Genomic DNA, 23,002 nt, shown 5'->3' on the forward strand with positions numbered 1-23,002 from the left:
GGTAATGGATTTGGACTTGTCTGTCGATGTCGACATGGAACGTCGCTTTTCCGGCGTGCGCCGCTTGTATGGTGAGCCGGGCCTGGCGCGTTTGCAGCAATCGCATGTCATGGTGATCGGCATCGGTGGTGTTGGCTCCTGGGCCGCTGAGGCACTGGCGCGCAATGCGGTGGGCAAGCTCACGCTGGTAGACCTGGATAATATTGCCGAATCGAACATGAATCGCCAGATTCATGCACTGTCAGGCAATCTGGGCAAGGCCAAGGTCACGGCCATGCAGGAGCGGATCGCTGAAATTAATCCCGTATGTGTGGTGAACGAGATTGAGGATTTTGTGACGCAGGACAATCTCACGCAAATGCTGGCCGGGCAACCAGACCTGATTGTGGACTGCATGGATGACACCAAAGCCAAAATTGCGCTGGCGGCTTATTGCAAACAACACAGCTTACCGCTGGTGATGGTGGGCAGCGCCGGGGGCAAGCTTGATGCGACGCGGTTGCGCCTGGCGGACCTCGCGCATGTGCAGGGTGACCGCATGCTGTCAAAAGTGCGTAATCAATTGCGCCGTGACCATGGCTTTCCCAAAGCCTCGGATCACAAAAAATCAAGCAAGTTTGGCCTCATGGCCGTGTATTCAGATGAGCCCGTGGAGCGCCCGCAAGAGGCTTGCGAGACGCCTCAAGCCGGCCTGACTGGCCTGAATTGTGCGGGCTATGGTTCCAGTATCTGCGTGACGGCGAGTGCGGGCTTTATTGCCGCGCAGCAGGCGATTCAACAGCTACTTTCTGCAGCAGCTTCCAATCTGCCACCTTAACTATTCCCCGCTGCGACAGCATGGCTGTCATCAATTGGGTTGAACATTGTCAGTGTGAGGGCGTCTACCAGATAGCAGGCATAAACATTGCATGCAATTCTTTATAGCCTGTGCGGGATAACTGCACTGGATTTCAGTGCGTCATCGCTCTTTTAATGACGGCTATCAATGTTACAGTGTGACATGGCCTAACAATATTCAACCTGAAGGTGATTGCCATGCAATTAGAGGTGTTCTTAGAAAAAGTCTCTGTAAATCACAGTCTGAATGTGCTGGTCTCTCATTTGGCCCAGGCGGGCATTGAGATTGCGGCGCTGATCCGCCAAGGGGCGCTGCAGGGTGTGACCGAAAAAATGACCAGCACCAATGTGCAGGGCGAAACCCAGATGAAGCTGGATATCCGCAGCCATGAACTGGCGGTGGCGCAACTGCGCGCTTCTGCGGTGGTGGCTGGCGTGCTGTCTGAAGAAGAGGATCATCCGGTGCTGTTTGAGACGCTGGATGCACCATTTTTGGTCAGTATGGATCCGCTGGATGGCTCTTCTAACCTGGCGATTAACGGCGTGGTCGGCAGTATTTTTTCGGTGCTGCCGAATATTGGGGTCTCTACCCTCGGTGAGCAGGCCTTTTTACAACCTGGCCAGGACCAGCGTGCCGCAGCCTATCTCATGTATGGGCCGGCAACGTTGATGGTGCTGACGCTGGGGCAAGGCACCCATGTGTTTACGCTGGATCATGACAGCAATACCTTTATGTTGACCCAGCAAACGGTACAAATCGCCGAGGAGACCTCGGAATTTGCCATCAATGCCAGTAACCAGCGCTACTGGGCGCCTGCCATGCAGCGTTATATCAATGAATGCCTGCAAGGCGCCGATGGTCTGCGTGGTCGCGACTTCAATATGCGCTGGTGCGCCAGCATGGTCATGGATGTGCACCGGATTTTAACCCGGGGTGGCGTGTTTCTTTATCCGCACGACCGTAAGCAACCTGTCAGGGCCGGGCGGTTAAGATTACTTTATGAAGCAAACCCGATGAGCTTGCTGGTAAGTCAGGCCGGGGGCGAGAGCATAGACGGCAAGCAGCCGATTCTGGCTATCCAGCCGGATAGTTGTCATCAACGCGTGCCGGTACTGTTAGGCGCCAAACAGGAAATACAGCGCTTGCGCGAGTATCATTGGCAAGACAGTGATCATCCGCAAGCCACTGATTAAAAGGAGTGTGACATATGGCATTAATTTCGCTCAGACAATTATTGGACCACGCGGCCGAACACAGTTATGGACTGCCCGCCTTCAATATCAACAATATGGAACAGATTCTCTCCATCATGAAGGCGGCAGATGAAGTGGATAGCCCGGTGATTTTACAGGCCTCTGCCGGTGCGCGCGGTTATGCGGGCGAGTCTTTTCTGCGCAAAATGGTGGAAGCAGCGATTGAGCAGTATCCGCATATTCCGGTTTGTATGCACCAGGATCACGGCGCTTCGCCCAAGGTCTGCCAGATGGCGATCCGTAGTGGTTTTTCCAGCGTGATGATGGATGGTTCGCTCAAAGAGGACGGCAAAACGCCAGCCAGTTATGAATACAATGTCGAGATGACCCGCCGAGTGGTTGAGTTTGCGCATGCGGTGGGTGTCTCGGTGGAAGGCGAGCTCGGGGTGTTGGGTTCGCTTGAAACCGGCATGGCAGGCGAGGAAGATGGCGTCGGCGCCGAAGGCAAACTGGACGAGTCGCAGCTGCTGACGGACCCTGATGAAGCGGCTGCCTTTGTTGCGGCCACCAAGGTCGATGCGCTGGCCATTGCCATTGGGACCAGCCATGGCGCCTATAAATTTACACGGCCGCCTTCAGCCGAAACCTTGTCGATTAAACGCATTCGCGAGATTCACGCCAAAATCCCCAATACGCATCTGGTGATGCATGGTTCCTCCAGCGTGCCACAGTCTTTACTGGAGCAGATCCGGCAATATGGTGGCAATATCAAGGAAACCTATGGCGTGCCAGTGTCTCAAATTGTCGAGGGCATTAAAAACGGGGTGCGCAAGGTCAATATTGATACCGATATCCGTCTGGCAATGACTGCGGCGATCCGCGCACATATGGCCGAGCATCCTGAAGAGTTCGATCCGCGCAAATACTTCAAGGAAGCGATTACCGCGGCGCAGCATTTGTGCAAAGAGCGGTTTGAGGCTTTTGGCAGTGCCGGTCAGGCCAGCAAAATCAAGGTGATTTCACTGGAGAAAATGGCGGCTATTTATTAACCGCCGGTGACACCGGGTTGAACGCATCATCAACGCAAGCAACAAGGTCAGTAAAAAGACAAGTAAAAACATAAGTTGAGCACATCAACAATCCGCACGAGGGGGCATGAATAAAGGAAACATCATGCGACAAAAATTAGTGGTTGGTAACTGGAAGCTACACGGTGGGTTGCTCGAAAACCAGGGCTTGCTCAACCGACTCAAGCAAGAACTGCACGATCTGCAGGGCATGGATGCGGCGGTCTGCCTGCCCTATGTCTACCTGTTTCAGGCGCAAGCCCTGTTGCAGGATTCGGCCATTGCCTGGGGCGCGCAAAATGTCAGCCAGTATACAGAGGGCGCATTTACCTCCTGTATTTCGGCCAAAATGGTCGCCGAATTTGGGTGCAGCTACACCATTATCGGGCATTCCGAGCGCCGTGCGCTCAAGCTGGAAAGCAATCAGGTTGCCACCAAGCGTATGCTCAATGCCCTGCATGCCGGGCTGACGCCGATTTTTTGTGTCGGTGAAACCCTGGATGAGCGCGATGGCGATATGGCCGAGTTGATTGTGCGTAACCAGATGCTGAATGTGGTGTATGGCCTGGATGACGAAGCATTTGCGCTGGCCAAAAAATTCAACATGGTGATCGCCTATGAACCGGTGTGGGCGATAGGCACCGGCGAGCACGCCAGCCCGGATCAGGCGCAGCGGATGCATGCGTTTATCCGCATGATGATTGCCGAGCGGGATCGCGAATTTGCCGACCAAATCCGCATTGTGTATGGCGGCAGCATGACCCCGCAAAATGCCCACAGTCTGTTGAGCATGCCAGATATTGATGGCGGATTGCTTGGACGTGCGGCGCTGGTGGCGGAAGACTTTATCGAAATCTGCAAGATTGCCAGCCGCTGCTATCAGCAAAAAAAGGTATTTAAGGAACCATCGGACGCCATTCCAGTCTTTGAGGCATGATTTCAGACTTCAAAGGCAACAAGACACAGCTACCAAGCAAGCTTTGCCAGCAATGTGGCAAGCCCATGACCTGGCGTAAGGCCTGGGCTAAAAATTGGGAACAGGTCAAATATTGTTCTGAACGTTGTCGCCGCCAGCCTCGCACAACACCGTCATGAGGCATCTGGTGATTATTTTGGGTGACCAGCTCACGCTGGATAACCCGGCCCTGCTGGATTTTGATCCTGCACAAGACCATATTGTAATGGCCGAGGTCAGGCAAGAATCTACCCATGTCTGGTCCCACCGTCAGCGCATCACCCTGTTTCTTTCTGCCATGCGGCATTTTGCCGAGTGCTTGCGTGCACAATCCTTTCCGCTGACCTATTTTGCGCTGGATGATCACACTTATCCCGATTTGCCAGCCGTTTGGCAAGCGATGGTGCAACAGCATCGGCCACTCGCCATCAAGGTATGCGAGCCCGGTGACTGGCGCATCTGGCAGCAATTACAGGCCGTGGCTGAGCAATCTGCCACGCCACTGCAGGTGCTGCAAGACACCCACTTTATGTGCAGCATCGACCAGTTCAAGCGCTGGGCGGATCACTACGGTGAAAAAAATACTTCTTTGCGCATGGAGTTTTTTTACCGCAGCATGCGTAAAAAATACCAGATTCTGATGGCGGGGGATGCGCCCGAGGGCGGCGACTGGAACTATGACCAGGACAATCGTCAGTCTTTGGGCAAGCAGGGGCCACAAGACCTGCGGCCGCCACCCACTTTTGCACCCGATGCTGTGACCCAGGCCGTGATGACCCTGGTCAATAAGACCTTTCATGATCATCCGGGAGCCTTGGATGACTTTCAATGGCCGGTCACCCGTGAGCAAGCACTCACCTTGCTGGCGCATTTTGTTGCAGAAAAGCTGGCGCGGTTTGGCCCATATCAAGATGCGATGTGGCAAGCAGAGCCATACTTGTGGCATTCACTGCTGGCCTCGGCCTTAAACCTCAAATTGCTCAATCCGCGCGAAGTGATTGCCGCCGCTGAGCAGGCGTATCGGCAGGGGCAAGCGCCATTGGCCAGTGTGGAGGGATTTATCCGGCAGATTTTGGGCTGGCGCGAGTTTATCCGTGGCGTATATTGGTTGGAAATGCCCGCGCTGGAAAAGGCCAATTATTTTAACCATCAAGGGGCGCTGCCCGCCTGGTTCTGGACGGGGCAAACTGGCATGCAGTGTTTATCGCAGTGCATCGGGCAAACCTTGCAGCATGGTTATGCGCATCATATTCAGCGTCTGATGGTGCTCGGCTTGTTTGCCACGCTGGCAGAATTGTCCCCGCAACAGGTTTCGGACTGGTTTTTGGCGGTGTATGTTGATGCAGTGGCGTGGGTGGAGTTACCCAATGTCGCGGGTATGGCCCTGTTTGCCAACGGCGGCCGCTTTACCAGCAAGCCGTATGTGGCCAGTGGTGCATACATCCAGCGCATGAGCAATTATTGCCAGCACTGCAAATATTACCCTAAACAAAAAACGGGGGCGCAGGCTTGCCCGTTCACCACCTTGTATTGGGCATTTTTAATCAAGCATGAGGCATTGTTTGCACGCAATCCGCGGACCAGTTTGATGGTGAAACATGTGGCAAAACTTTCCGCGGCAGAAAAGAGCGAGATCACCACGGCTGCCCGGTTGCGATTGCAACACGTCGCGCAGCTATAAGCGGCTGGTGTGAATTAAGAAAGATGTAATTTCATAAAACTGTCACAATTGAAAGCATTGCAGCCGATACAATATCCGCCATGAAAAATAACACGCCCGCCCTGCTAGACAGAGACCAAAGTATCCTCAGTTTTAATGCCAGAGTGTTGTCTCTGGCTCAGCGAGAGGACTATCCCTTGCTGGAGCGTTTACGCTTTTTGTGTATCGTCACCAATAACCTTGACGAGTTTTTCGAAGTCCGCATGCCTTTGCAGATGGAGGCATATCAGCAAGGCGTGACCAGTGGCCCGGTGACTGCGTCGACCTGCGAGCAAGTAGCGACCATGGCGCATGCGCTGGTGGCCCAGCAATACCAGCTGTTTAACGATGCGCTGATGCCGGCGCTGGCAAAAGAGCACGTACATCTGGTCTCGGGTGGGGTCAGGACCCCAGAGCAAACCACCTGGGTGTCTAATTACTTCAAGCGTGAAGTGTTGCCGTTCTTGATGCCAGTGTCGCTGGACCCTTCGCATCCTTTTCCGCAAGTGGCTAATAAATCGCTCAACTTTATTGTGCGCATTGCCGTCGATGGTGAAGAGAAAATCGCCATTGTGCGTGCGCCGCGTGTGGTTCCGCGCCTGGTGCAATTGCCACCGTCTATCAGCAAGGGTGAACAGTGCTTTGTCTCACTGACCAGCATCATCCGCGCCAATCTGGAAGTTTTATTCCAAGGCGCCAGCATCCTGCATTTTTCCCAGTTCCGCGTCACCCGTAACAGTGACCTTGAGGTGGATGAAGATGATGTGATCAACTTGCGCACAGCGTTACGTGAAGAGCTAGCGCATCGGCAGTATGGTGAAGCGGTGCGGCTTGAGGTGACACAAGAATGCGACGACACGCTGGCTGAGTTTTTACTCAAGCAATTTAACCTGCCGCCACTGGCGTTATACCGCGTGAATGGTCCGGTGAATCTGGGCCGCCTGATTCAGCTGCCAGACATGGCCAAAGGGGATCATCTCAAGTTTGTGCCATTCCAGCCACACTGGCCGCAGCACATCAAAAAGAATGTTTCGCTGCTGACGCAAATGCGCGAAAAAGATTTGCTGATTCACCAGCCTTACGAGAGTTTCGAAGTGGTGATCCAGCTACTGGAAGAAGCGGTCAAGGATGAGCATGTACTCGCCATTCGCATGACCATTTACCGGACTGGGGCGGATCCACGCATGTTGCGCTTGCTGCAAGAGGCGGTGCGCCGTGGCAAGGAAGTGCTGGTGGTGGTTGAACTCAAGGCGCGTTTTGACGAAGAAGCCAACATCAACTGGGCAGAAGCATTGGAGTCGGTGGGCGCGCAGGTGGTGTATGGCGTGGTCGGCCTCAAAACACACGCCAAGATGCTGTTGATTATGCGCCGTGAGGGCAAGGTAATACACCGCTACGGGCATCTTTCCACTGGTAACTACAACCCGAAAACCACGCGTTTGTATACCGACTGGAGTATGCTGACCGCGGATGCCAATCTGACCAAGGAAATGGAAGCCGTCTTCCGTCACTTGACCAGTGAGTTACCGATCCCGACCATGCGTCATCTGCTGGTGGCGCCGTTTACCCTGCAAAACAGCATGATCCGGCAGCTGGAAAAGGCGCAGCGCCTGGCCAGACTGGGCAAGCCCGCCAAGGTGATTGCCAAAATGAATGCGCTGACCGATGTCCCGCTGGTCAATGCACTCATGAAGGCCGCCAGTGCCGGCGTTGAGATTGATTTGATTGTGCGTGGGGCCTGCATCTTGCCGGTCGATGCGCCGTCGGTCAAAGGCCGCATCCGGGTCAGATCCATTGTCGGTCGCCTGCTCGAGCATTCACGTGTGTTTTACTTTGAGCTGGATGGTCAGGTGCAGATGTGGCTGTCGAGCGCAGACTGGATGAGCCGCAACATGATCCGCCGCGTAGAATTGGCCTGGCCAATCAAAGACCCCGCCATGCAGCAACGCATTTACCGCGAAAGTCTGCAGCTTTACCTGCAAGATAATCTGGATGCCTGGCAACTGAGTGACAATGGGCAATATCAACAGGCCGCGCGGACTGAAGCTGCCGAGCCCCTGTCTTGCCAGCACCTGTTACTGCGCCAGTATCATTCTTTATAAAAGTGTGTGATGCCTGTTAAAAACCTGATTTTATGGCGACATGCAGAAGCAGAGGTGCTCATGCATGGGGCCTCTGACCTTGAGCGGCCGCTGACCGCCAAGGGACACAAACAAGCCAAGCAAATGTCCGCCTGGCTCAAAAAATACTTGCCCAAACAAACGTATGTGCTGGTGAGTCCTGCCGTGCGTACCCGTGAAACCGTGGATTACTGGGGAGAGGACTGGCAGGAAGATACGCGTCTGGCGCCGGAAAGGCCGCTAGAGCCGCTACTGCAAATCCTGGCGCAAAGCCCGTTTGAATCAATGATGCTGGTTGGTCATCAGCCCTGGATAGGTGAACTGGTTGCGCATGCCTTGGGTTTGCCAGAAGGGCAGGTCAGTATCAAGAAGGGCGCGGTCTGGTGGCTGCGCTTGCCAAAATCGGGGCCGCCCTACAAATTATATAGTGTGCAAAGCCCCGAGCTGATCAAGTAAGCGCGTAATGGCCTGTTGCCACTGCAGGCGCCGCGTGTGAACTGACTTATTTCTTTGGTCTGCCGGTTTTAATCACTGGAATGCTGGCCAGTGTCGCTTTCAACGCTGCATCATCCATGGCAGACAGCAGTTTCAGGCCAGCGCGTAACAATTCGCTTTTCTTGACAGGTTTATCCAGCGCTTCAAGGCGTTTTTTCAAAGTCGCGATTTGTGCGTACTCTTCTTTGGGCATGGTAAAGCTGTCACGTTCCATTTTGACCTTGTTGGTTTTTGGTTTGTCCTTGTCGGCCTTGTCTTTTTCAGGTGCCGTGGCGACTTTGTTCACGACCTTGATCGCTGGTGTGCCGCTCGCTTTTTTAGGCGCTGCAGCCGTTTTTAATACCGGTTTGGCGGCTGGCTTGGCTGCTACGGGTGCCACTGGCTTTGCAGCCGTTTTATTGGCAACAGGCGCTTTGGCGGTGGCAGCCGGTTTCGCTGGCGTCGTGGCCGGTTTGTTCTGGATCAAGGGTTTGTTATTTGGTTTGCTGGCCATGAGATTCTCCTGGTTGGGTTCAGTGAAAACAGTTTATACTGTTTTTATTCAAAATCAATTGTCATAAAAATTTCATATTGATATGGTGTGATATCAGCTGGTTTTCATGACAGAATTCAACACCTTGAAACGGGGAGCGAAGCATGCGCAGGGTATTGGTGGCAAATACCAAAGGCGGCAGCGGTAAAACCACTTTAGCCACGAATCTTGCGGGCTATCTGGCGCAGCTGGGCCATAAGATTGTGCTCGAAGACATAGACCGGCAGCAATCAACCACAGATTGGCTTGCGCGTCGGCCCGCACATGTCGCCACTGTTTACAATGCCGATGATCTTGGCAAGTCCGCCCTGCAAAAGGCCGACTGGGTAATTACCGATTCCCCTGGTGGTTTGCGGGACAAAAAAATTTCTGATGCAGTGACTGAAGCCGACCTGGTACTGGTACCCGTGGCGCCTTCTGCATTTGATATCGGCGCGACGCAAGACTTTTTGCAATTGCTGGCAGAAGAAAAAGCCGTCCGTAAACATAAAACATTTGTGGGTCTGGTCGGCATGCGGGTGATGCCGCGTACGCGCTCCGCAGAGCGTCTGTTGACCTTTATGGATGAGTCAGGCTTTTCTGTGCTGTCCATGCTGCGTTCTTCGCAGATTTATGTCACTGCCGCCGAAGAAGGCCTCAGTATTTTTGAATTGTCGAATACCTTGAAAGAGGTCGACATTGCACAGTGGAATCCGGTCACCGACTGGATTCTGCAAAACAGCTAAATCCGGTCTGTTTAAACAGCCGGATAGTAGACAATCAAAGGGAGTCCTATGAAAGACAAGGTCAATCCAGTGTATCTGGATAAAGTCAAACAATTACCTGCCGATGAGGCTGAGCGTATTCTGTCCCGCATGGGAGGTAAATTACCCAAACGCTTCATCAAGGAAAAACTGAGCCAGGAAGAAGCCCTGGCCTTGCAGCTTGAAATTGAAGACGAGCAATTGCAAGAGTGGCGCGAAAAAATGGCCAAGCTCAAGGAAGAAGACGAGAAAAAAGAGAAAAAGAAAAAAGATTAAGTTTTGATCAAAAAAAACGGGCCTGGCGCCCGTTTTTTTACGTGTGTCGAATCTCTAATTGCCAGCCCAGTTTTTGCCACAGCAGGCACTCTTCCTCCAGCAGGTAATGCGTCTGCGGATGCTGGTTTGCCCATTGCGTGGACAGCGCCAGAATAAACTGCTGTTTATGGCGTTCCAGCTGCAGGTGCTTGAGCGAGGGCATGCGGCGGGAATGGCAAAAGATTACGGCCAGACGCAATGCCATGAGCTGGCAAACCAAATCCTGATTATCAAAGTCTGCATCCAGTTTGCGTAACTTGCCTTGATGGCCGAGCACCAGCAGGCTGATGGTATGCAGTTCACTTTGCGCAAAGCCCATCAATTCGGTGTTATCCAGAATATAGGCACCATGTTTGTTGCAATCGGTATGTGAAATCGCCCAGCCAATTTCATGGCAAAGCGCCGCCCAATGTAGCAGCGGCTTCTGCGTATCACAGGCCAGCATGGCGTCGTAAAAATACAGCGCCATTTTGCTGACGTTGTTGGCATGCTCCATTTCAACACCAAATTGCTTGCACAATCTGGCAATCGACGCGGTGCGTAAATCTTCGGTGACATCTTCCGGGTTTAGCATGTCATAAAGCACGCCATGCCTTAACGCGCCGTTAGCCACCATCAGCGTGTCAATTTTCAAGGTATCAAATACTGCGGTCAGTACGGCCAGGCCGCCGCCAATCACTGCACGCCGGTCATCCTTGAGGCCTTCCATGTTCAGCCGGTCTGGCGATTTGGCTTTGATCAGCGTCTGCTTTAGCCACTCCAGCTGCGCGCGTTCAATGCGGTCAGCCGCGAAGCCTGCGCCTGCCAACACATCGGCGACCGCGCCCACCGTGCCCGAGGCACCATAGGCTACCTCTGCTTTTCCAACATAGCGGTTGGCAATCATGTCGATAATCGACTCGGCAGCAATTTCGGCGCGTTCAAAATTACGTTCGCTAAACTGGCCATCGGCAAAATATTTTTGTGACCAGCCCACCGAGCCCAGGCGCAAGGATTCCGTGACCGTGGCACGGAAGTGTTGACCCAAAATAAACTCGGTAGAGCGTCCGCCGATATCCACCACCAGCCGCTTTTCGTCCGATTGCGGCAACATGCGGCTGACGCCCTGATAAATCAGCCTGGCCTCTTCGACGCCAGAAATAATCTCAATGGGATAGCCCAGGACTTTTTGTGCCTGGCGGATAAAATCTTCGCTATTGGTTGCTTCACGCAGGGTTTGCGTCGCGACAGCGCGCACATGTTCTACCGGGAAATCTTTCAGACGCTCGCCAAAGCGGGCCAGGCATTTCAGGCCGCGCTCAAACGCCTGCGGTTTCAGATTTCGGTCTTCGTCCAGGTCACCGCCCTGGCGGACCGCCTCTTTCAAATAATCCACGCGCAGAATCTGGCCATCGACCACGCGCCCGATCTCGAGACGAAAACTGTTGGAGCCCAAATCTACAGCGGCGAGCTGGGTGTCATGATTAATATTTAGCATGCGTTAATACGGAGGTGATTACTTAAGATAGCGTTGTATGGCCTGTGGGTACTCTGGGAAATAGCGCTCAATCACGCTTAAATCAAAGCTTCTCAAAATGCTGGTGTTCGATTCCCGATCAAGTAAAAACTGAAACGAGGCACTGACCAGTTCTGCCACCGTTTGGCTGGCATCGAGCAATGGTTGGGCATAATCTGGCTTGACATTCACTTGATGTGAGGTGGTTTGTGTCCCATGCACCGTGACAGAAAATGAATTGGGACTGGTCTCAGTCACCTCAATTGTTGCCATCATTGCCTCCCCAGACACATCGTTCAAACAGTATAAATTGTTATGTTGGCAGAGGCCAGTGAAAGTAATATGAAAAAATCAGCGATGACCAGCGCGCTGGCGTGCGCCTTTCGTAAAGGCGAGCAAATACAAGGCTCTGCCCGGTCATGACGGTGGTTCGCATTCTAAAAAGAATAAAAATTTAATCGCGATCCTGGATGTTTTGGTATTTTTTCTGCCGGACGTCATTACGTCCATGCCATAGCACTTAGCAATAAACGCAGTGGGCGGCACTGATTAAGGCCGACCAGCGGCAATGCATACTCACCGCCTGCCATGCTTGGGAGCACTTTAATCTTGCAGGCAAGTGCCGAAGGCGCTCGCCTTTGCTTATTTCAACAAAATGATACGGTTGATCTGCCCCAATCGATACGCGGTCTTGCTCAATTTGCCCCCTTTCAGTGCAAGGGGCCGAATCGGGCAGGGCGGGATACGCCGTCCATCTTCGAGCAAGGTGTCGTCCTCAGCCGTAGATTGCCAGACACCGCCATTGACGGGCCGGAATTGCCAGCGGATATACCCAACTTTGGCACCGAGATGCAACATTTCGTCACGGTCTGGGGCATCGCTGACCAGCAGTTCGTCTTCCAGCACTTCATCATATTTACCAAACGCCTGTTTGCAGGCAAGCGCTTCTTGCTCGCTGGCGCCGACCCAGGTGCAAGCGCGGTGCTCTTCGCGTTGCACGTCCCAGGCGCCCAGTTGCCAGGCCGCGTCCAGCACGGCTTCATCGACTACTTCCGGTTGCCGCCAGCGGTCATTGATTTGCAAGGCCGAGCCAGGCACTGGCTGCAGCGTCGGTTTAAGCATGGGGAGGGCGGGCGTCGGCTGTTTGCGGAAGCCATGCCAATGCAACATGAGCAACACCGGGGTATCTGCCCGCGGAACTGCGGTCAAGGTGACTGCATATAGCGGCAGTTTCATGACCTGCATTTGCTCGATTAACGTGTGAAAGAGATTCATACACTACGCTCCTTACCTGACATCAGAACAAAGAATGCTGCGTTACAAAATAACTAGCAAAAACTATGCAAATAAATCGGTTTTAATTGGCTGAATAACGCCTTGTTTATTGGCCTCAACGCCGGAATCCGGTTGCCAGTCATGGTTTTAAATGATGGTTTGTCATAGATCCCCGCCTGTTTCACAATCTCCCCTCTTGAAAAACGGTTTTTGCTTCCCCATCTAGGGTTAAATTTTGTGTTTAACCCTGTTTTTTGGAGGATCTGTCATGACAACTGCGACAGCAGAATCGCAATCCAAGCAGACCATGGGCTTTCAGGCCGAGGTCAAACAATTACTGCAATTGATGATTCATTCGCTCTACAGCAATAAAGAAATTGTGTTGCGCGAATTGATTTCCAACGCTTCTGACGCGGCCGACAAGTTGCGTTTTGAAGCCATCTCAAATGCTGCTTTGTATGAAAATGACAGCGAGTTAAATATTCGAGTTTCATTTGATAAAGCTGCCCGCACACTGACCATTTCTGATAATGGTATCGGCATGCGCCGTGAAGAAGTGATCAACAACATTGGTACCATTGCCAAATCCGGCACCAAAGAATTCTTCCAGAACCTGACCGGCGACCAGGCCAAAGATGCCAACCTGATTGGCCAGTTTGGTGTGGGTTTTTACTCCAGCTTTATCATTGCTGATAAAGTCACCCTGATTACCCGCCGCGCAGGCGAGACTGAAGCCGTGAAGTGGGAGTCGCACGGTGAAGGCGATTTCACCATTGAAGCGACTGAAAAAGCAGGCCGCGGCACCGATGTGATTTTGCATCTGCGCGAAGGCGAAGACGAGTTCTTGAACGACTGGAAACTGAAAACCATCGTCCGCAAATACTCTGACCACATCACCCTGCCGATTGTGATGAAAAAATCAGAATGGAAAGACGGCGAACAAGTCCCCACCGATGAGGACGAAACCGTTAACAAAGCTTCTGCCTTGTGGGCACGCAGCAAAAACGACATTAGTGAAGAAGAGTACAACGAGTTTTATAAACACGTTTCGCACGACTTTGAAAATCCGCTCGCCTATACCCACAGCCGCGTAGAAGGCAAGCAAGAATACATCTCTCTGCTCTACGTGCCAGCCAAAGCACCGTTTGATTTATACGACCGCGATCGCCGCCAGGGCATCAAGCTCTATGTGAAGCGCGTGTTTATCATGGAAGACGCCGAAAAACTCATGCCGCAATACCTGCGTTTTGTGCGTGGCGTGATTGACTCAGCTGACCTGCCACTGAATGTGTCACGCGAGATTCTGCAAGACAGCCGCGATGTTGAGGCAATTAAAAACGGCTCCGTGAAAAAAGTGCTGGGCCTGCTGGAAGACCTGGCTGAAAACAAACCCGAAGACTACGCCAAGTTCTGGGAACAGTTTGGCCGCGTGCTCAAAGAAGGCCCTGGCGAAGACTTTGCCAACAAAGACAAGATCGCCAGCCTGTTGCGCTTTGCCTCTACGCACACCGACAGCGAAACCCAAAACGTATCGCTCAAGGCCTACATCGAACGCATGAAACCCGAGCAAGAGGCCATTTACTACATCACTGCCGATACGTTTGCCGCTGCGAAGAACTCGCCACACCTGGAAATCTTCCGCAAAAAAGGCATTGAAGTATTGCTGATGTCAGACAAGGTTGATGAATGGTTGCTGGGTAGCCTGACCGAGTTTGAAGGCAAAAAACTGCAGTCGATTGCCAAGGGTGATTTGGACTTAGGTAAGCTAGAAGACGAAGCCGACAAAGAAGCCCAAAAACAGGTTGAAGAACAAGCTAAAGATCTGGTCGAGCGCATTAAAACCGCGCTGGGCGAGAGCGTGAAAGAAGTCAAAGTCACACACCGCCTGACTGATTCCCCCGCTTGTTTAGTCGCAGGTGAGCATGACTTGTCCGGCAACCTTGCGCGTATCCTCAAAGCGGCTGGTCAAAAAGCGCCTGACAGCAAACCGATTTTAGAGATTAACCCGACCCACCGTCTGGTTGAAAAGCTGAAAGCTGAAAGCGACGATGCCAAGTTTTCCGATTATGCGCATGTGTTGTTTGATCAGGCGTTGCTGGCCGAAGGCGGGCAGTTGGAAGACCCTGCTAGCTTTGTGAAGCGGATGAATAGCTTGATTTTGTAATTTCGTTAATTTTTAGGATCAGAAAAGCCACCCAGGAAGGTGGCTTTTCTGTTTTATACAGAAAATAAATCTATCAGAAAAAACGAATTTTTGTAGATTGCTAACGCTTGTGGCATTATCTTTACAGTTTTACAGTAATTAATCAAAAATTTGTGATTGGCAATTAGCCGCTATATTACGCGCTCTATTTTTTACTCAAGTAATTGTGTTTTATATGAAAATTATAAATTCAATGCTCCGTTCCATGCTGCCATTCGGGCGGTTACTTAATCCGTAAAGCGCTATGGATTTTTTCGTTGAACAAGTCCGAGAATTTGAAGCGAAACTTGGCATTCGTCCTGGTTTTTTTAATGAGTTGGTCCAGGAAACAGACTGGGGTTTTGTAATTAAGCTCCACTCATTTATCGAAGCAGTGTTGACTGAAGCCATCTGCTCACATATTGGGCATCCCGAATTACTACCCATATTGTCTCGCTTGGACACATCTAACAATCAATTCGGAAAAATTGCATTTGCAAAAGCTTTAGGCATCCTTGAAAAGCCTCACCGACGATTTATTTCGGAACTATGTGTACTCCGCAATATCTTAGCGCACGACGTCAAGCAATCCGATTTTTCGTTCTCTGATTACATGGGTTGTCTGACTGAACAAGAGAGATACAACTTTTGTGTTTCTCTTTCGCTGTATGAGCTTTTAAGCAGTGACTACGTTGATGGTGAGTTACAAATCATTTCGTTTGTGAACGAAGTTCCAAAATTTGGCATTTGCATGGCTGCCTCTATTCTGATTTCGGATTTATACGCCAGCTTTGCGGAAGGTGAGTTGCAACGGCAATATAAGATCCTTGGTCAACGGCTCGTTGCCCAAACCATGCGCGCACATGAAGGTCGCAATTTCGAGATCTAAACAACAAGTTCATATCAAGACTGTCTTTTAAACGGAATCTACCAGACTATGATTTTCGCCGTCCGGTTGCGAGCATCGTTAGGCCTAAAATAAGGAGCTTGGTTTGCCATTGCGAGCATTGCTAAACGGAGTAACAATACATGCCTTCGATTACCAAATCGATACATGGGATGCACTCAAGAAGAAATACAAAACAGAAAGTTTATCGATGCCTTGCTGTGGCGGCCATGCAGTTCCAAAAACTAGTAAGCATGGTATATTTTTCTTTGCACATAAGAGTGAAGCCGAATGCAGTGGCGACCCGGAAAGTCCTGAACACCTCTACTTAAAATACGTTCTTGCAAAAGCAGCATTAGCTCAAGGTTGGAGCATAACAACCGAATACAGAGGCTGTACACCAGATGGACAGGAGTGGATCGCTGATGTTCTTTGCGCAAAAGATGGAGTAACAGTTGCACTCGAAGCTCAGTTATCAAGCATTCCTTATCAAGAAATTATCTTAAGAACTGAGCGCTACTCACGCTCAAAGGTTAGAGCAGCATGGTTCGTCTACGTTCGGAAATTTCGGGAATGGAAAAGATATTCAAACAAGAAAACACCTATTTTTGGTATCAACAATATTAAACCAGGCGAAATTCCATTCCTTGAGCAATTTAACCTCCCTTTACTTAATTTCGCCTCAGCGCTATTAAATAAAAAGGTCACTTGGCAAGAAGAGCCATGGGAATATTCCATTCTTTACATAAATGATAATTGCTGGAAATGTAAAAGACCAGTTAAGCAGGTCTACGGAAGCAATATTGATGTTTATGGTGAGTCAGCCAAAACAGTACCTAATGCGTCAACAGTTCTCAGCAGTCTAAAGCAGATCATATCCAACGAAGAGCTGCGAGAGTTGGGGCTTAACACAATAGGGCGACATGAAAATCTTAAAGGAAACGCTCCTGGATTTCCATATTGCAACGAATGCTTTTACTGCGGGGCTCCACAAAATAATCACTACTTGCTCCACCATATTCAGATTGGTGACAGAACGGCAGGTGAAACTTTATTCAAATCGCCAAGGGAAAGCAGTGGAGAGTGGAAAATGAGCAACCATGAAATTTGATTTCCAGTCTACGCCAACTCATGAGCTACAACACCAAAATGCCTTCCACCTAACATTACGTTGAACTTGGGGCTCAATATCGAGTTGCCAAACCTACATATTTATCCATCATTCATAAAAGCCCGCACCGCGGGCTTTTATGTTTTTAAGTTATAAATATATTGTTATATATTATTTATTTGAATTTAAACCGCTTGATATATTGCAATCCAACAAGGTTATTGAAGGATTGAGATGTATAAGTGGTCAAAAGTTATTCCAGTAGCAATCGCTTTTTCGTTTGGTAATGCGTGGGCGACCGATGGTTATTTTTCGCATGGCTATAGTGTTCGCTCTCAAGGCGTGGGTGGCGTGGGCATCGCTTTGCCACAAGATGCGCTGGCGGCGGCAGCCAACCCGGCGGGCATGGGGAAAGTCGGGAGTCGTGTGGATGCGGGCGTGACTTGGTTTAGGCCTGTGCGTGAATCGGAGATTGAAGGCAGTGGTGCGCCAGGAGCCAATGGGACTTATAAAGGCAATGATAGCCAGAATTTCTTTATTCCAGAGCTAGGCTACAACACGCAGTATTCTGAGGATGTCACGCTGGGTGTGAGTGTTTACGGTAATGGCGGCATGAATACTGACTACAAAAACGGTATTCCGCTGTTTAACAGTAATGGTCGCCGCACGGGCGTGGATTTGGCGCAGGTGTTTGTGGCGCCTACCGCCACTTGGAAGGTGCAAGAGCATCACACCCTAGGGGTTTCCCTGAATCTGGCTTATCAGCGGTTTGAAGCCAAGGGGCTGCAAAACTTTAGCAATGCCAGTAGTTCGTCAGCCAATCTGACCAACAACGGTCATGATGATTCTTATGGTGTGGGCGTGCATATTGGCTGGCTGGGTGAGATCACGGATGCCGTGACGCTGGGGGCCACTTATCAGAGCCGTACTTACATGAGCCGGTTTGACAAGTACAAGGGCTTGTTTGCCGAGCAGGGTGATTTCGATATCCCCTCCACCTATGGCGTGGGTGTGGCGGTCAAGGTAACGCCGGCGTTGACGCTGGCCGCGGATTTTCAACGCATCAATTACAGTGAGGTAGATGCGGTGGGTAACGCCTCTTTATCTAACTTGAGCAATGGCTTGGGTAACGATAATGGCGCCGGGTTTAACTGGCAGGATGCCAAGGTGTATAAAATCGGTGCGTTGTATCAATATAGCCCGGCGTTGATTTTACGTGCAGGCTATAACCATGTCGATCAGCCGATTAGAGCGGGCGATACGCTGTTTAATATCCTGGCGCCGGGCGTGGTGAAAGATCATGTGTCGATTGGCGCGACTTGGGTGCTGAGTCCGCAATCCGAAGTCTCGTTTGCTTACACGCATGCCTTTGAAAATACGGTGCGTGGTCAAAACTCGATTCCTGCTGGATTTGGTGGAGGGGACGCCAATGTGCGCATGTATCAGGATGCACTAGGCGTTGCTTATACCTGGAAACTTTAGGTTTCGTGCTTCTCTCTGCCGGGGTCGGCAGTATAATTCAAAGCCACAATGAGAATTTTGTGGCTTTTTTTATGTCTGACACATTCTTGCTGTAGGCTTGCTTTTTGCTTTTGCTAACTGAAAGCAATTCAATGAATCAAACTCAAGGGGAAGATGCATGACTGCCAATGTGAAAAAAACACCTAAATCCAAGACACCCGTAGAAGCTGCGCAACCGGTTGAAGAGTTTTTGCTGGAGCAATTGCCTATCCCCCAGGCGTTACGTAACCACCTGACTTTTTCTATTGGTAAATCAAACTCTTGGGCCACGGCGCGTGACTGGTATCAAACCGCCGCTTTTACCGTGCGCGACCACTTGATGAGCCGCTGGGTGAATACACGTGATGCTTATCGAGACGCCAATACCAAGCGCGTTTATTATTTATCTCTGGAGTTTTTGATTGGCCGCATGCTGTCAAACGCCGCACTGAATTTGGGCATTGCACCCGATCTAAGCGGAGGCTTGCAGGAGATTGGCCAAAAGCTGGAAGGCGTGGCAGAGATGGAGCCTGATGCGGCGTTGGGTAATGGCGGCCTGGGCCGCTTGGCTGCCTGTTTTGTCGACTCGATGGCGACCATGGATATTCCGGCTACCGGCTATGGCATCCGTTACGACTACGGCATGTTTAGGCAAACCATCGAGAAAGGCCAGCAAAAAGAAAATCCTGATAACTGGTTACGGTATCAGAATATCTGGGAGATTCAGCGCCCCGAGCATACTTGCGAGGTGAAGTTTTATGGCCGCGTGTTGCATGTACACACCGAGCGTGGCGTGGAGCATCACTGGGTTGATCATGAAACGGTGGTCGCCATGCCTTATGATGTGCCTGTGCCTGGCTATGGCACGCAGACTGTGAATAATCTGCGCTTATGGTCTGCCAAGGCTACCAATGAGTTTGACTTGAAATCGTTTAACGAAGGTAACTACGAAAAATCGGTAGAAGGCCGTCACGGTGCCGAAACCATCTCGCAAGTGCTCTATCCAAATGACACCTCCGAGTCGGGCAAGGTGTTGCGCCTCAAGCAGCAATACTTCTTTGTTTCGGCCTCTACACAGGATATTTTGCATCGCTTTACCAATTACAACTCGGATTGGAACACCTTGCCTGACAAGGTCTCCATTCAGTTGAATGATACCCACCCAGCGATTGCCGTGGCCGAAATGATGCATCAATTGGTCGATCATTATCACTTGCCTTGGGACCGTGCGTGGACGCTGGTCACCAAAATGTTTGCCTACACCAACCACACCTTGATGCCAGAAGCCCTGGAAACCTGGTCGGTGGACATGTTTGGACAATTGTTGCCTCGTCATCTCGAGATTATTTATGAGATCAATCACCAGTTTTTGCAAATGGTGAATCAGCACTTCCCGGGTGATACCGGCTTGTTGCAGCGTGTGTCCATCATCGACGAAACCCACGGCCGCCGTGTGCGCATGGCGCATCTGGCGATTGTCGGTAGCCATACCGTGAACGGCGTGGCCGAGCTGCACAGCGAGTTGTTGAAAACCACGCTGTTTGCTGACTTCAACAAAATTTATCCTGGCAAGTTCACCAATGTGACCAATGGCATCACGCCCCGCCGCTGGTTGAACCAGGCCAACCCTTTGCTGACAGAATTGCTGACCAAGCAAATCGGCACCGGCTTTCAGAAGGACCTGAGCCTGATCAAGCAGATTGAGCCGTTTGCAGAGAATGCGGCGTTCAGAAAAGCGTTCCGCGAAGTGAAAAAGGCCAATAAGCAGCGCCTGGCCGACAAGATTTTGCAGAAGACGGGTATTGCGGTCAGCGCGGATGCCTTGTTTGACGTGCAAATCAAGCGTATTCATGAGTACAAGCGCCAGTTGCTCAATGTGCTGCATGTGATCACGCTGTATAACCGGATTCGTAGCGGTCATGCCAGCCATCATACGCCGCGTGTGATCATTTTTGCGGGCAAGGCGGCACCGGGCTACTGGTTGGCCAAGCAGATCATCCGCCTGATCAACGATGTAGCGGTGATGATCAATAACGACCCGGCGGTCAAAGACCAGTTAAAAGTGGTGTTTTATCCTAACTACGAGGTCAGTGCGGCAGAAATCCTGTTCCCGGGCGCCGACTTATCCGAGCAAATTTCGACCGCAGGTACCGAGGCCAGTGGCACCGGTAATATGAAAATGGCGCTCAATGGGGCCTTGACCATAGGTACGCTGGATGGCGCCAATGTGGAGATCATGGAAGAGGTCGGCAGTGAAAATATCTTTATTTTTGGCCTGACCACACCAGAAGTGGCGCAGCTGAAAGCCAGCGGCTACAACCCGTGGGATTATTACCACGGCAATGCTGAGCTCAAGCAGGTGATCGATATGATTGCCAATGGCTATTTCTCGGTGGAGGAGCCATCACGCTACCAGGCCATTATTGATACCCTGTTGCACAAAGGCGATCAATACTTGTTACTGGCCGATTATGCCGCGTATGTTACCGCGCAGGAGAAAGTGGCTGCCCTGTATCAAGATCAGGAAGCCTGGTCCCGTATGGCGATTTTGAATGTGGCGCGGATGGCTAAATTCTCCAGTGACCGCACCATCGGTGAATATGCTGAACGTATCTGGAATGTGAAACCGTTCAAAGCGTAAGCGCCCGGCTTTTGCGCAAGCCCACACAAAGCAAGTCCGCTGGACTTGCTTTGTGTTTTCTGGGTACACTGCGCTCAACTTGATGAGAGAACGAACAGCATGAAAATGAAAGCCAAGGTGATATTGACTGCACTGCTCCTGAGCAATGCAATCGGGATGCAGGCGCAGGCATTGGACCTGAAGGCGCTGGGCGACATGGTAGAAAAAGAGGTAAACAGTGCTGCCAGTGGCCGTAGCGAGAGCGGGGCGGTGAGCCAGCTCAGCGAAAAAGAAACCAGTGATGGCTTGAAACTGGCGCTGAGTCAGGGCGCCAGCAAAGCGGTGAGCATGCTGGGGGCGACGGATGGCTTTATGGGTAACCAGGAAGTTAAAATTCCGCTGCCGGATTCGTTAAAGAAAATCGAAAAAGGCATGCGCATGATAGGCATGGGCAGTCAGGCCGATGATTTGGTGCTGAAAATGAATCGTGCCGCAGAACAAGCCGTGCCCGAGGCAAAGGCCTTGTTGCTAAATTCGGTCAAGCAAATGTCGCTGACTGATGCCAAGGGAATTTTGACGGGTCCGCAAGATGCTGCCACGCAATACTTCAAGAAAACCACCGCAACTGACATGGCGGCCAAGTTTTTGCCCATCGTGCAAAAAGCCACGGCTAACGTGAAGCTGGCAGATACTTATAACAAGTATGCTGAAATGGGCAGCCAGTTTGGCCTGATCAAAAAAGAAGATGCCAATATCAATCAGTATGTGACACAAAAGGCACTAGACGGCGTCTACCTGATGATTGCCAAAGAAGAGGCTGCGATCCGTCAGGATCCGGTGGGTCAAGCCAGCAATCTGCTGAAAAAGGTCTTTGGCGCGGTCGCGCAATAACTCTGTTTGGTCCGGCCTAGCGGTTACGGGGCCGGGCTGACACAATTTGTTCATCTTGGCTTAATCAAGTCGTCATGATCTGCATCTATCCTGCGTATTAGTCGCAGGTGATGCATATGATCAGAGAAACTCATTCAACTCAAACATTCGTGGTTTGGCGTTTGCTGGATGGCAAACCAGGACATCAGCATCAGTCGCAAGGACTGGTTCAGGCCTTGCAGGCCAGATTAGCGCTACAGGTCTTTGATCTCCAGATCAAGGACGCGGGTCACGGCTGGTTGTCGTGGTTGCTGGGGCAATGGCCGGCAGGCGAGGGCTTGCCTGCACCGGATCTGATTATCGGCGCCGGTCATGCGACCCATGCCCATATGCTGGCTGCCAAACGTGCGTATGGCGGCAAAACTGTTTGCATGATGCAGCCTAGCCTGCCAGCCGAATTGTTTGATGTGTGTCTGATCCCCGAGCACGACCAATATCGCGGATTTGCCAGCTTTATTGAGACCCGTGGGGTGATCAATCACATCCAGCCTGCCAGCAAAGTGCAGCAAACCGAGCAGGTCCTGATCATGGTCGGCGGGCCCAGCAAACATTTTGAATGGGATGAGCTGGGTGTGGTGGCGCAAGTCTACGACCTGGTACGCAAGCATCCTGATCAGCATTACGTATTGACCACCTCCAGACGTACGCCGACCAGTTTTATTTCGGCCATGCAGCGTGTCCGCCTTGCCAATCTCGAAATTGTGGCGATCACAGACACCGGGCCCGGCTGGTTGCCAGCCAAGTTGGCAACGGTTTCTGCGGCCTGGGTGACCGAGGATTCTGTTTCCATGGTGTATGAGGCGCTGACAGCACAGGTTGCCGTCGGCATCATTAATCTGACCGCCAAACGTGCCAGCCGGGTGAGCCGCGGCATTGAAAAACTCATAGACCGCCAACTGGTCACGCGTTATGACCCTTATGGCTTGTATCGCCAATTTATGCGTCCGGTGCTGGGGTTTAACGAAGCCAGCCGTTGCTGCGATTTGTTACTGGCCCATTTCAACCGTCCTGCATCCAGCCGTCTGGTCTCACGATTAATCTAGTTG

Annotated in this window: 21 protein-coding genes; 17 read left to right on the top strand and 4 right to left on the bottom strand. The window is 51.4% G+C overall.

Features of this window, described 5'->3' with window-relative positions:
* The first annotated feature begins 4 nt into the window (after positions 1-4).
* The 8 genes from ACT53G_RS13910 to ACT53G_RS13945 all read left to right on the top strand — a co-directional run bounded on the left by ACT53G_RS13910 (position 5) and on the right by ACT53G_RS13945 (position 8,328).
* Positions 5-817 (top strand): tRNA threonylcarbamoyladenosine dehydratase, encoded by an 813-nt coding sequence (locus ACT53G_RS13910; RefSeq protein WP_476169695.1) that lies wholly within the window; start codon positions 5-7, stop codon positions 815-817.
* Positions 818-1,035: 218 nt separating this feature from the next.
* On the top strand, positions 1,036-2,031 hold the full coding sequence (locus tag ACT53G_RS13915; RefSeq protein WP_476169696.1) for a class 1 fructose-bisphosphatase: 996 nt from the start codon (positions 1,036-1,038) through the stop codon (positions 2,029-2,031).
* A 14-nt stretch (positions 2,032-2,045) separates the two neighbouring features.
* Positions 2,046-3,080: a class II fructose-bisphosphate aldolase gene (gene fba / locus ACT53G_RS13920; RefSeq protein WP_194749496.1), complete on the top strand. Its 1,035-nt coding sequence runs from the start codon at positions 2,046-2,048 to the stop codon at positions 3,078-3,080.
* A 124-nt stretch (positions 3,081-3,204) separates the two neighbouring features.
* On the top strand, positions 3,205-4,035 hold the full coding sequence (tpiA, locus tag ACT53G_RS13925; RefSeq protein WP_194749497.1) for a triose-phosphate isomerase: 831 nt from the start codon (positions 3,205-3,207) through the stop codon (positions 4,033-4,035).
* Entirely contained in the window at positions 4,032-4,193 is a 162-nt protein-coding gene (locus tag ACT53G_RS13930) for a DUF2256 domain-containing protein (RefSeq protein WP_194749498.1), read from the top strand. Before tpiA ends, ACT53G_RS13930 begins: the two co-directional genes overlap by 4 nt.
* Positions 4,190-5,734, top strand: a complete 1,545-nt coding sequence (locus ACT53G_RS13935; RefSeq protein ID WP_476169697.1) for a cryptochrome/photolyase family protein — start codon at positions 4,190-4,192, stop codon at positions 5,732-5,734. The genes ACT53G_RS13930 and ACT53G_RS13935 overlap by 4 nt, the downstream gene beginning before the upstream one ends.
* Before the next feature lie 80 nt (positions 5,735-5,814).
* The gene (gene ppk1, locus ACT53G_RS13940; protein ID WP_379073736.1) at positions 5,815-7,854 is read left to right on the top strand and encodes a polyphosphate kinase 1; all 2,040 of its coding nucleotides are present in this window, start codon (positions 5,815-5,817) and stop codon (positions 7,852-7,854) included.
* Between the two features lie 9 nt (positions 7,855-7,863).
* Positions 7,864-8,328, top strand: coding sequence for a SixA phosphatase family protein (locus tag ACT53G_RS13945; protein WP_194749501.1), 465 nt, complete (start codon positions 7,864-7,866; stop codon positions 8,326-8,328).
* A gap of 46 nt (positions 8,329-8,374) precedes the next feature.
* Here the strand turns inward: ACT53G_RS13945 and ACT53G_RS13950 are convergent, their stop codons facing one another.
* The gene (locus tag ACT53G_RS13950) at positions 8,375-8,860 is read right to left on the bottom strand and encodes a hypothetical protein (RefSeq protein WP_275356775.1); all 486 of its coding nucleotides are present in this window, start codon (positions 8,858-8,860) and stop codon (positions 8,375-8,377) included.
* 143 nt (positions 8,861-9,003) lie between these two features.
* Between ACT53G_RS13950 and ACT53G_RS13955 the strand changes: the two genes are divergently transcribed.
* Both ACT53G_RS13955 and ACT53G_RS13960 read left to right on the top strand, forming a co-directional pair.
* Complete coding sequence (locus tag ACT53G_RS13955; RefSeq protein ID WP_194749503.1) at positions 9,004-9,624, top strand: ParA family protein; 621 nt, start codon at positions 9,004-9,006, stop codon at positions 9,622-9,624.
* Positions 9,625-9,672: 48 nt separating this feature from the next.
* A complete protein-coding gene (locus tag ACT53G_RS13960) occupies positions 9,673-9,918 on the top strand; it encodes a hypothetical protein (RefSeq protein WP_194749504.1) in 246 nt (81 codons plus the stop codon).
* A 37-nt stretch (positions 9,919-9,955) separates the two neighbouring features.
* Here the strand turns inward: ACT53G_RS13960 and ppx are convergent, their stop codons facing one another.
* The 3 genes from ppx to ACT53G_RS13975 form a co-directional block, all read right to left on the bottom strand.
* Complete coding sequence (gene ppx / locus ACT53G_RS13965; RefSeq protein WP_194749505.1) at positions 9,956-11,434, bottom strand: exopolyphosphatase; 1,479 nt, start codon at positions 11,432-11,434, stop codon at positions 9,956-9,958.
* A gap of 18 nt (positions 11,435-11,452) precedes the next feature.
* A complete protein-coding gene (locus ACT53G_RS13970) occupies positions 11,453-11,728 on the bottom strand; it encodes a hypothetical protein (protein WP_228518934.1) in 276 nt (91 codons plus the stop codon).
* Positions 11,729-12,094: 366 nt separating this feature from the next.
* Positions 12,095-12,727: a diguanylate cyclase gene (locus ACT53G_RS13975; RefSeq protein WP_194749506.1), complete on the bottom strand. Its 633-nt coding sequence runs from the start codon at positions 12,725-12,727 to the stop codon at positions 12,095-12,097.
* A 268-nt stretch (positions 12,728-12,995) separates the two neighbouring features.
* Between ACT53G_RS13975 and htpG the strand changes: the two genes are divergently transcribed.
* From htpG to ACT53G_RS14010, 7 genes are all read left to right on the top strand, one after another.
* A complete protein-coding gene (htpG, locus tag ACT53G_RS13980) occupies positions 12,996-14,891 on the top strand; it encodes a molecular chaperone HtpG (RefSeq protein ID WP_476169698.1) in 1,896 nt (631 codons plus the stop codon).
* A 283-nt stretch (positions 14,892-15,174) separates the two neighbouring features.
* Positions 15,175-15,798, top strand: coding sequence for a hypothetical protein (locus ACT53G_RS13985; protein WP_476169699.1), 624 nt, complete (start codon positions 15,175-15,177; stop codon positions 15,796-15,798).
* Positions 15,799-15,901: 103 nt separating this feature from the next.
* A complete protein-coding gene (locus ACT53G_RS13990; protein ID WP_476169700.1) occupies positions 15,902-16,906 on the top strand; it encodes a competence protein CoiA in 1,005 nt (334 codons plus the stop codon).
* A 234-nt stretch (positions 16,907-17,140) separates the two neighbouring features.
* Positions 17,141-18,388 (top strand): OmpP1/FadL family transporter, encoded by a 1,248-nt coding sequence (locus tag ACT53G_RS13995; protein WP_476169701.1) that lies wholly within the window; start codon positions 17,141-17,143, stop codon positions 18,386-18,388.
* A 157-nt stretch (positions 18,389-18,545) separates the two neighbouring features.
* A complete protein-coding gene (locus tag ACT53G_RS14000) occupies positions 18,546-21,047 on the top strand; it encodes a glycogen/starch/alpha-glucan phosphorylase (protein ID WP_476169702.1) in 2,502 nt (833 codons plus the stop codon).
* 99 nt (positions 21,048-21,146) lie between these two features.
* Positions 21,147-21,917 (top strand): DUF4197 domain-containing protein, encoded by a 771-nt coding sequence (locus ACT53G_RS14005; RefSeq protein ID WP_476169703.1) that lies wholly within the window; start codon positions 21,147-21,149, stop codon positions 21,915-21,917.
* Positions 21,918-22,033: 116 nt separating this feature from the next.
* Complete coding sequence (locus ACT53G_RS14010) at positions 22,034-22,999, top strand: mitochondrial fission ELM1 family protein (RefSeq protein WP_313987284.1); 966 nt, start codon at positions 22,034-22,036, stop codon at positions 22,997-22,999.
* The last annotated feature ends 3 nt before the right edge of the window (positions 23,000-23,002 follow it).

The sequence above is a fragment of the Methylophilus sp. DMC18 genome (assembly GCF_056314005.1).

Coding starts and splice junctions, on each gene's coding strand:
- ACT53G_RS13910 (WP_476169695.1), top strand. CDS start 5: ATGGATTTGGACTTGTCTGTCGATGTCGACATGGAACGTCGCTTTTCC.
- ACT53G_RS13915 (WP_476169696.1), top strand. CDS start 1,036: ATGCAATTAGAGGTGTTCTTAGAAAAAGTCTCTGTAAATCACAGTCTG.
- fba (WP_194749496.1), top strand. CDS start 2,046: ATGGCATTAATTTCGCTCAGACAATTATTGGACCACGCGGCCGAACAC.
- tpiA (WP_194749497.1), top strand. CDS start 3,205: ATGCGACAAAAATTAGTGGTTGGTAACTGGAAGCTACACGGTGGGTTG.
- ACT53G_RS13930 (WP_194749498.1), top strand. CDS start 4,032: ATGATTTCAGACTTCAAAGGCAACAAGACACAGCTACCAAGCAAGCTT.
- ACT53G_RS13935 (WP_476169697.1), top strand. CDS start 4,190: ATGAGGCATCTGGTGATTATTTTGGGTGACCAGCTCACGCTGGATAAC.
- ppk1 (WP_379073736.1), top strand. CDS start 5,815: ATGAAAAATAACACGCCCGCCCTGCTAGACAGAGACCAAAGTATCCTC.
- ACT53G_RS13945 (WP_194749501.1), top strand. CDS start 7,864: ATGCCTGTTAAAAACCTGATTTTATGGCGACATGCAGAAGCAGAGGTG.
- ACT53G_RS13950 (WP_275356775.1), bottom strand. CDS start 8,860: ATGGCCAGCAAACCAAATAACAAACCCTTGATCCAGAACAAACCGGCC.
- ACT53G_RS13955 (WP_194749503.1), top strand. CDS start 9,004: ATGCGCAGGGTATTGGTGGCAAATACCAAAGGCGGCAGCGGTAAAACC.
- ACT53G_RS13960 (WP_194749504.1), top strand. CDS start 9,673: ATGAAAGACAAGGTCAATCCAGTGTATCTGGATAAAGTCAAACAATTA.
- ppx (WP_194749505.1), bottom strand. CDS start 11,434: ATGCTAAATATTAATCATGACACCCAGCTCGCCGCTGTAGATTTGGGC.
- ACT53G_RS13970 (WP_228518934.1), bottom strand. CDS start 11,728: ATGATGGCAACAATTGAGGTGACTGAGACCAGTCCCAATTCATTTTCT.
- ACT53G_RS13975 (WP_194749506.1), bottom strand. CDS start 12,727: ATGAATCTCTTTCACACGTTAATCGAGCAAATGCAGGTCATGAAACTG.
- htpG (WP_476169698.1), top strand. CDS start 12,996: ATGACAACTGCGACAGCAGAATCGCAATCCAAGCAGACCATGGGCTTT.
- ACT53G_RS13985 (WP_476169699.1), top strand. CDS start 15,175: ATGGATTTTTTCGTTGAACAAGTCCGAGAATTTGAAGCGAAACTTGGC.
- ACT53G_RS13995 (WP_476169701.1), top strand. CDS start 17,141: ATGTATAAGTGGTCAAAAGTTATTCCAGTAGCAATCGCTTTTTCGTTT.
- ACT53G_RS14000 (WP_476169702.1), top strand. CDS start 18,546: ATGACTGCCAATGTGAAAAAAACACCTAAATCCAAGACACCCGTAGAA.
- ACT53G_RS14005 (WP_476169703.1), top strand. CDS start 21,147: ATGAAAATGAAAGCCAAGGTGATATTGACTGCACTGCTCCTGAGCAAT.
- ACT53G_RS14010 (WP_313987284.1), top strand. CDS start 22,034: ATGATCAGAGAAACTCATTCAACTCAAACATTCGTGGTTTGGCGTTTG.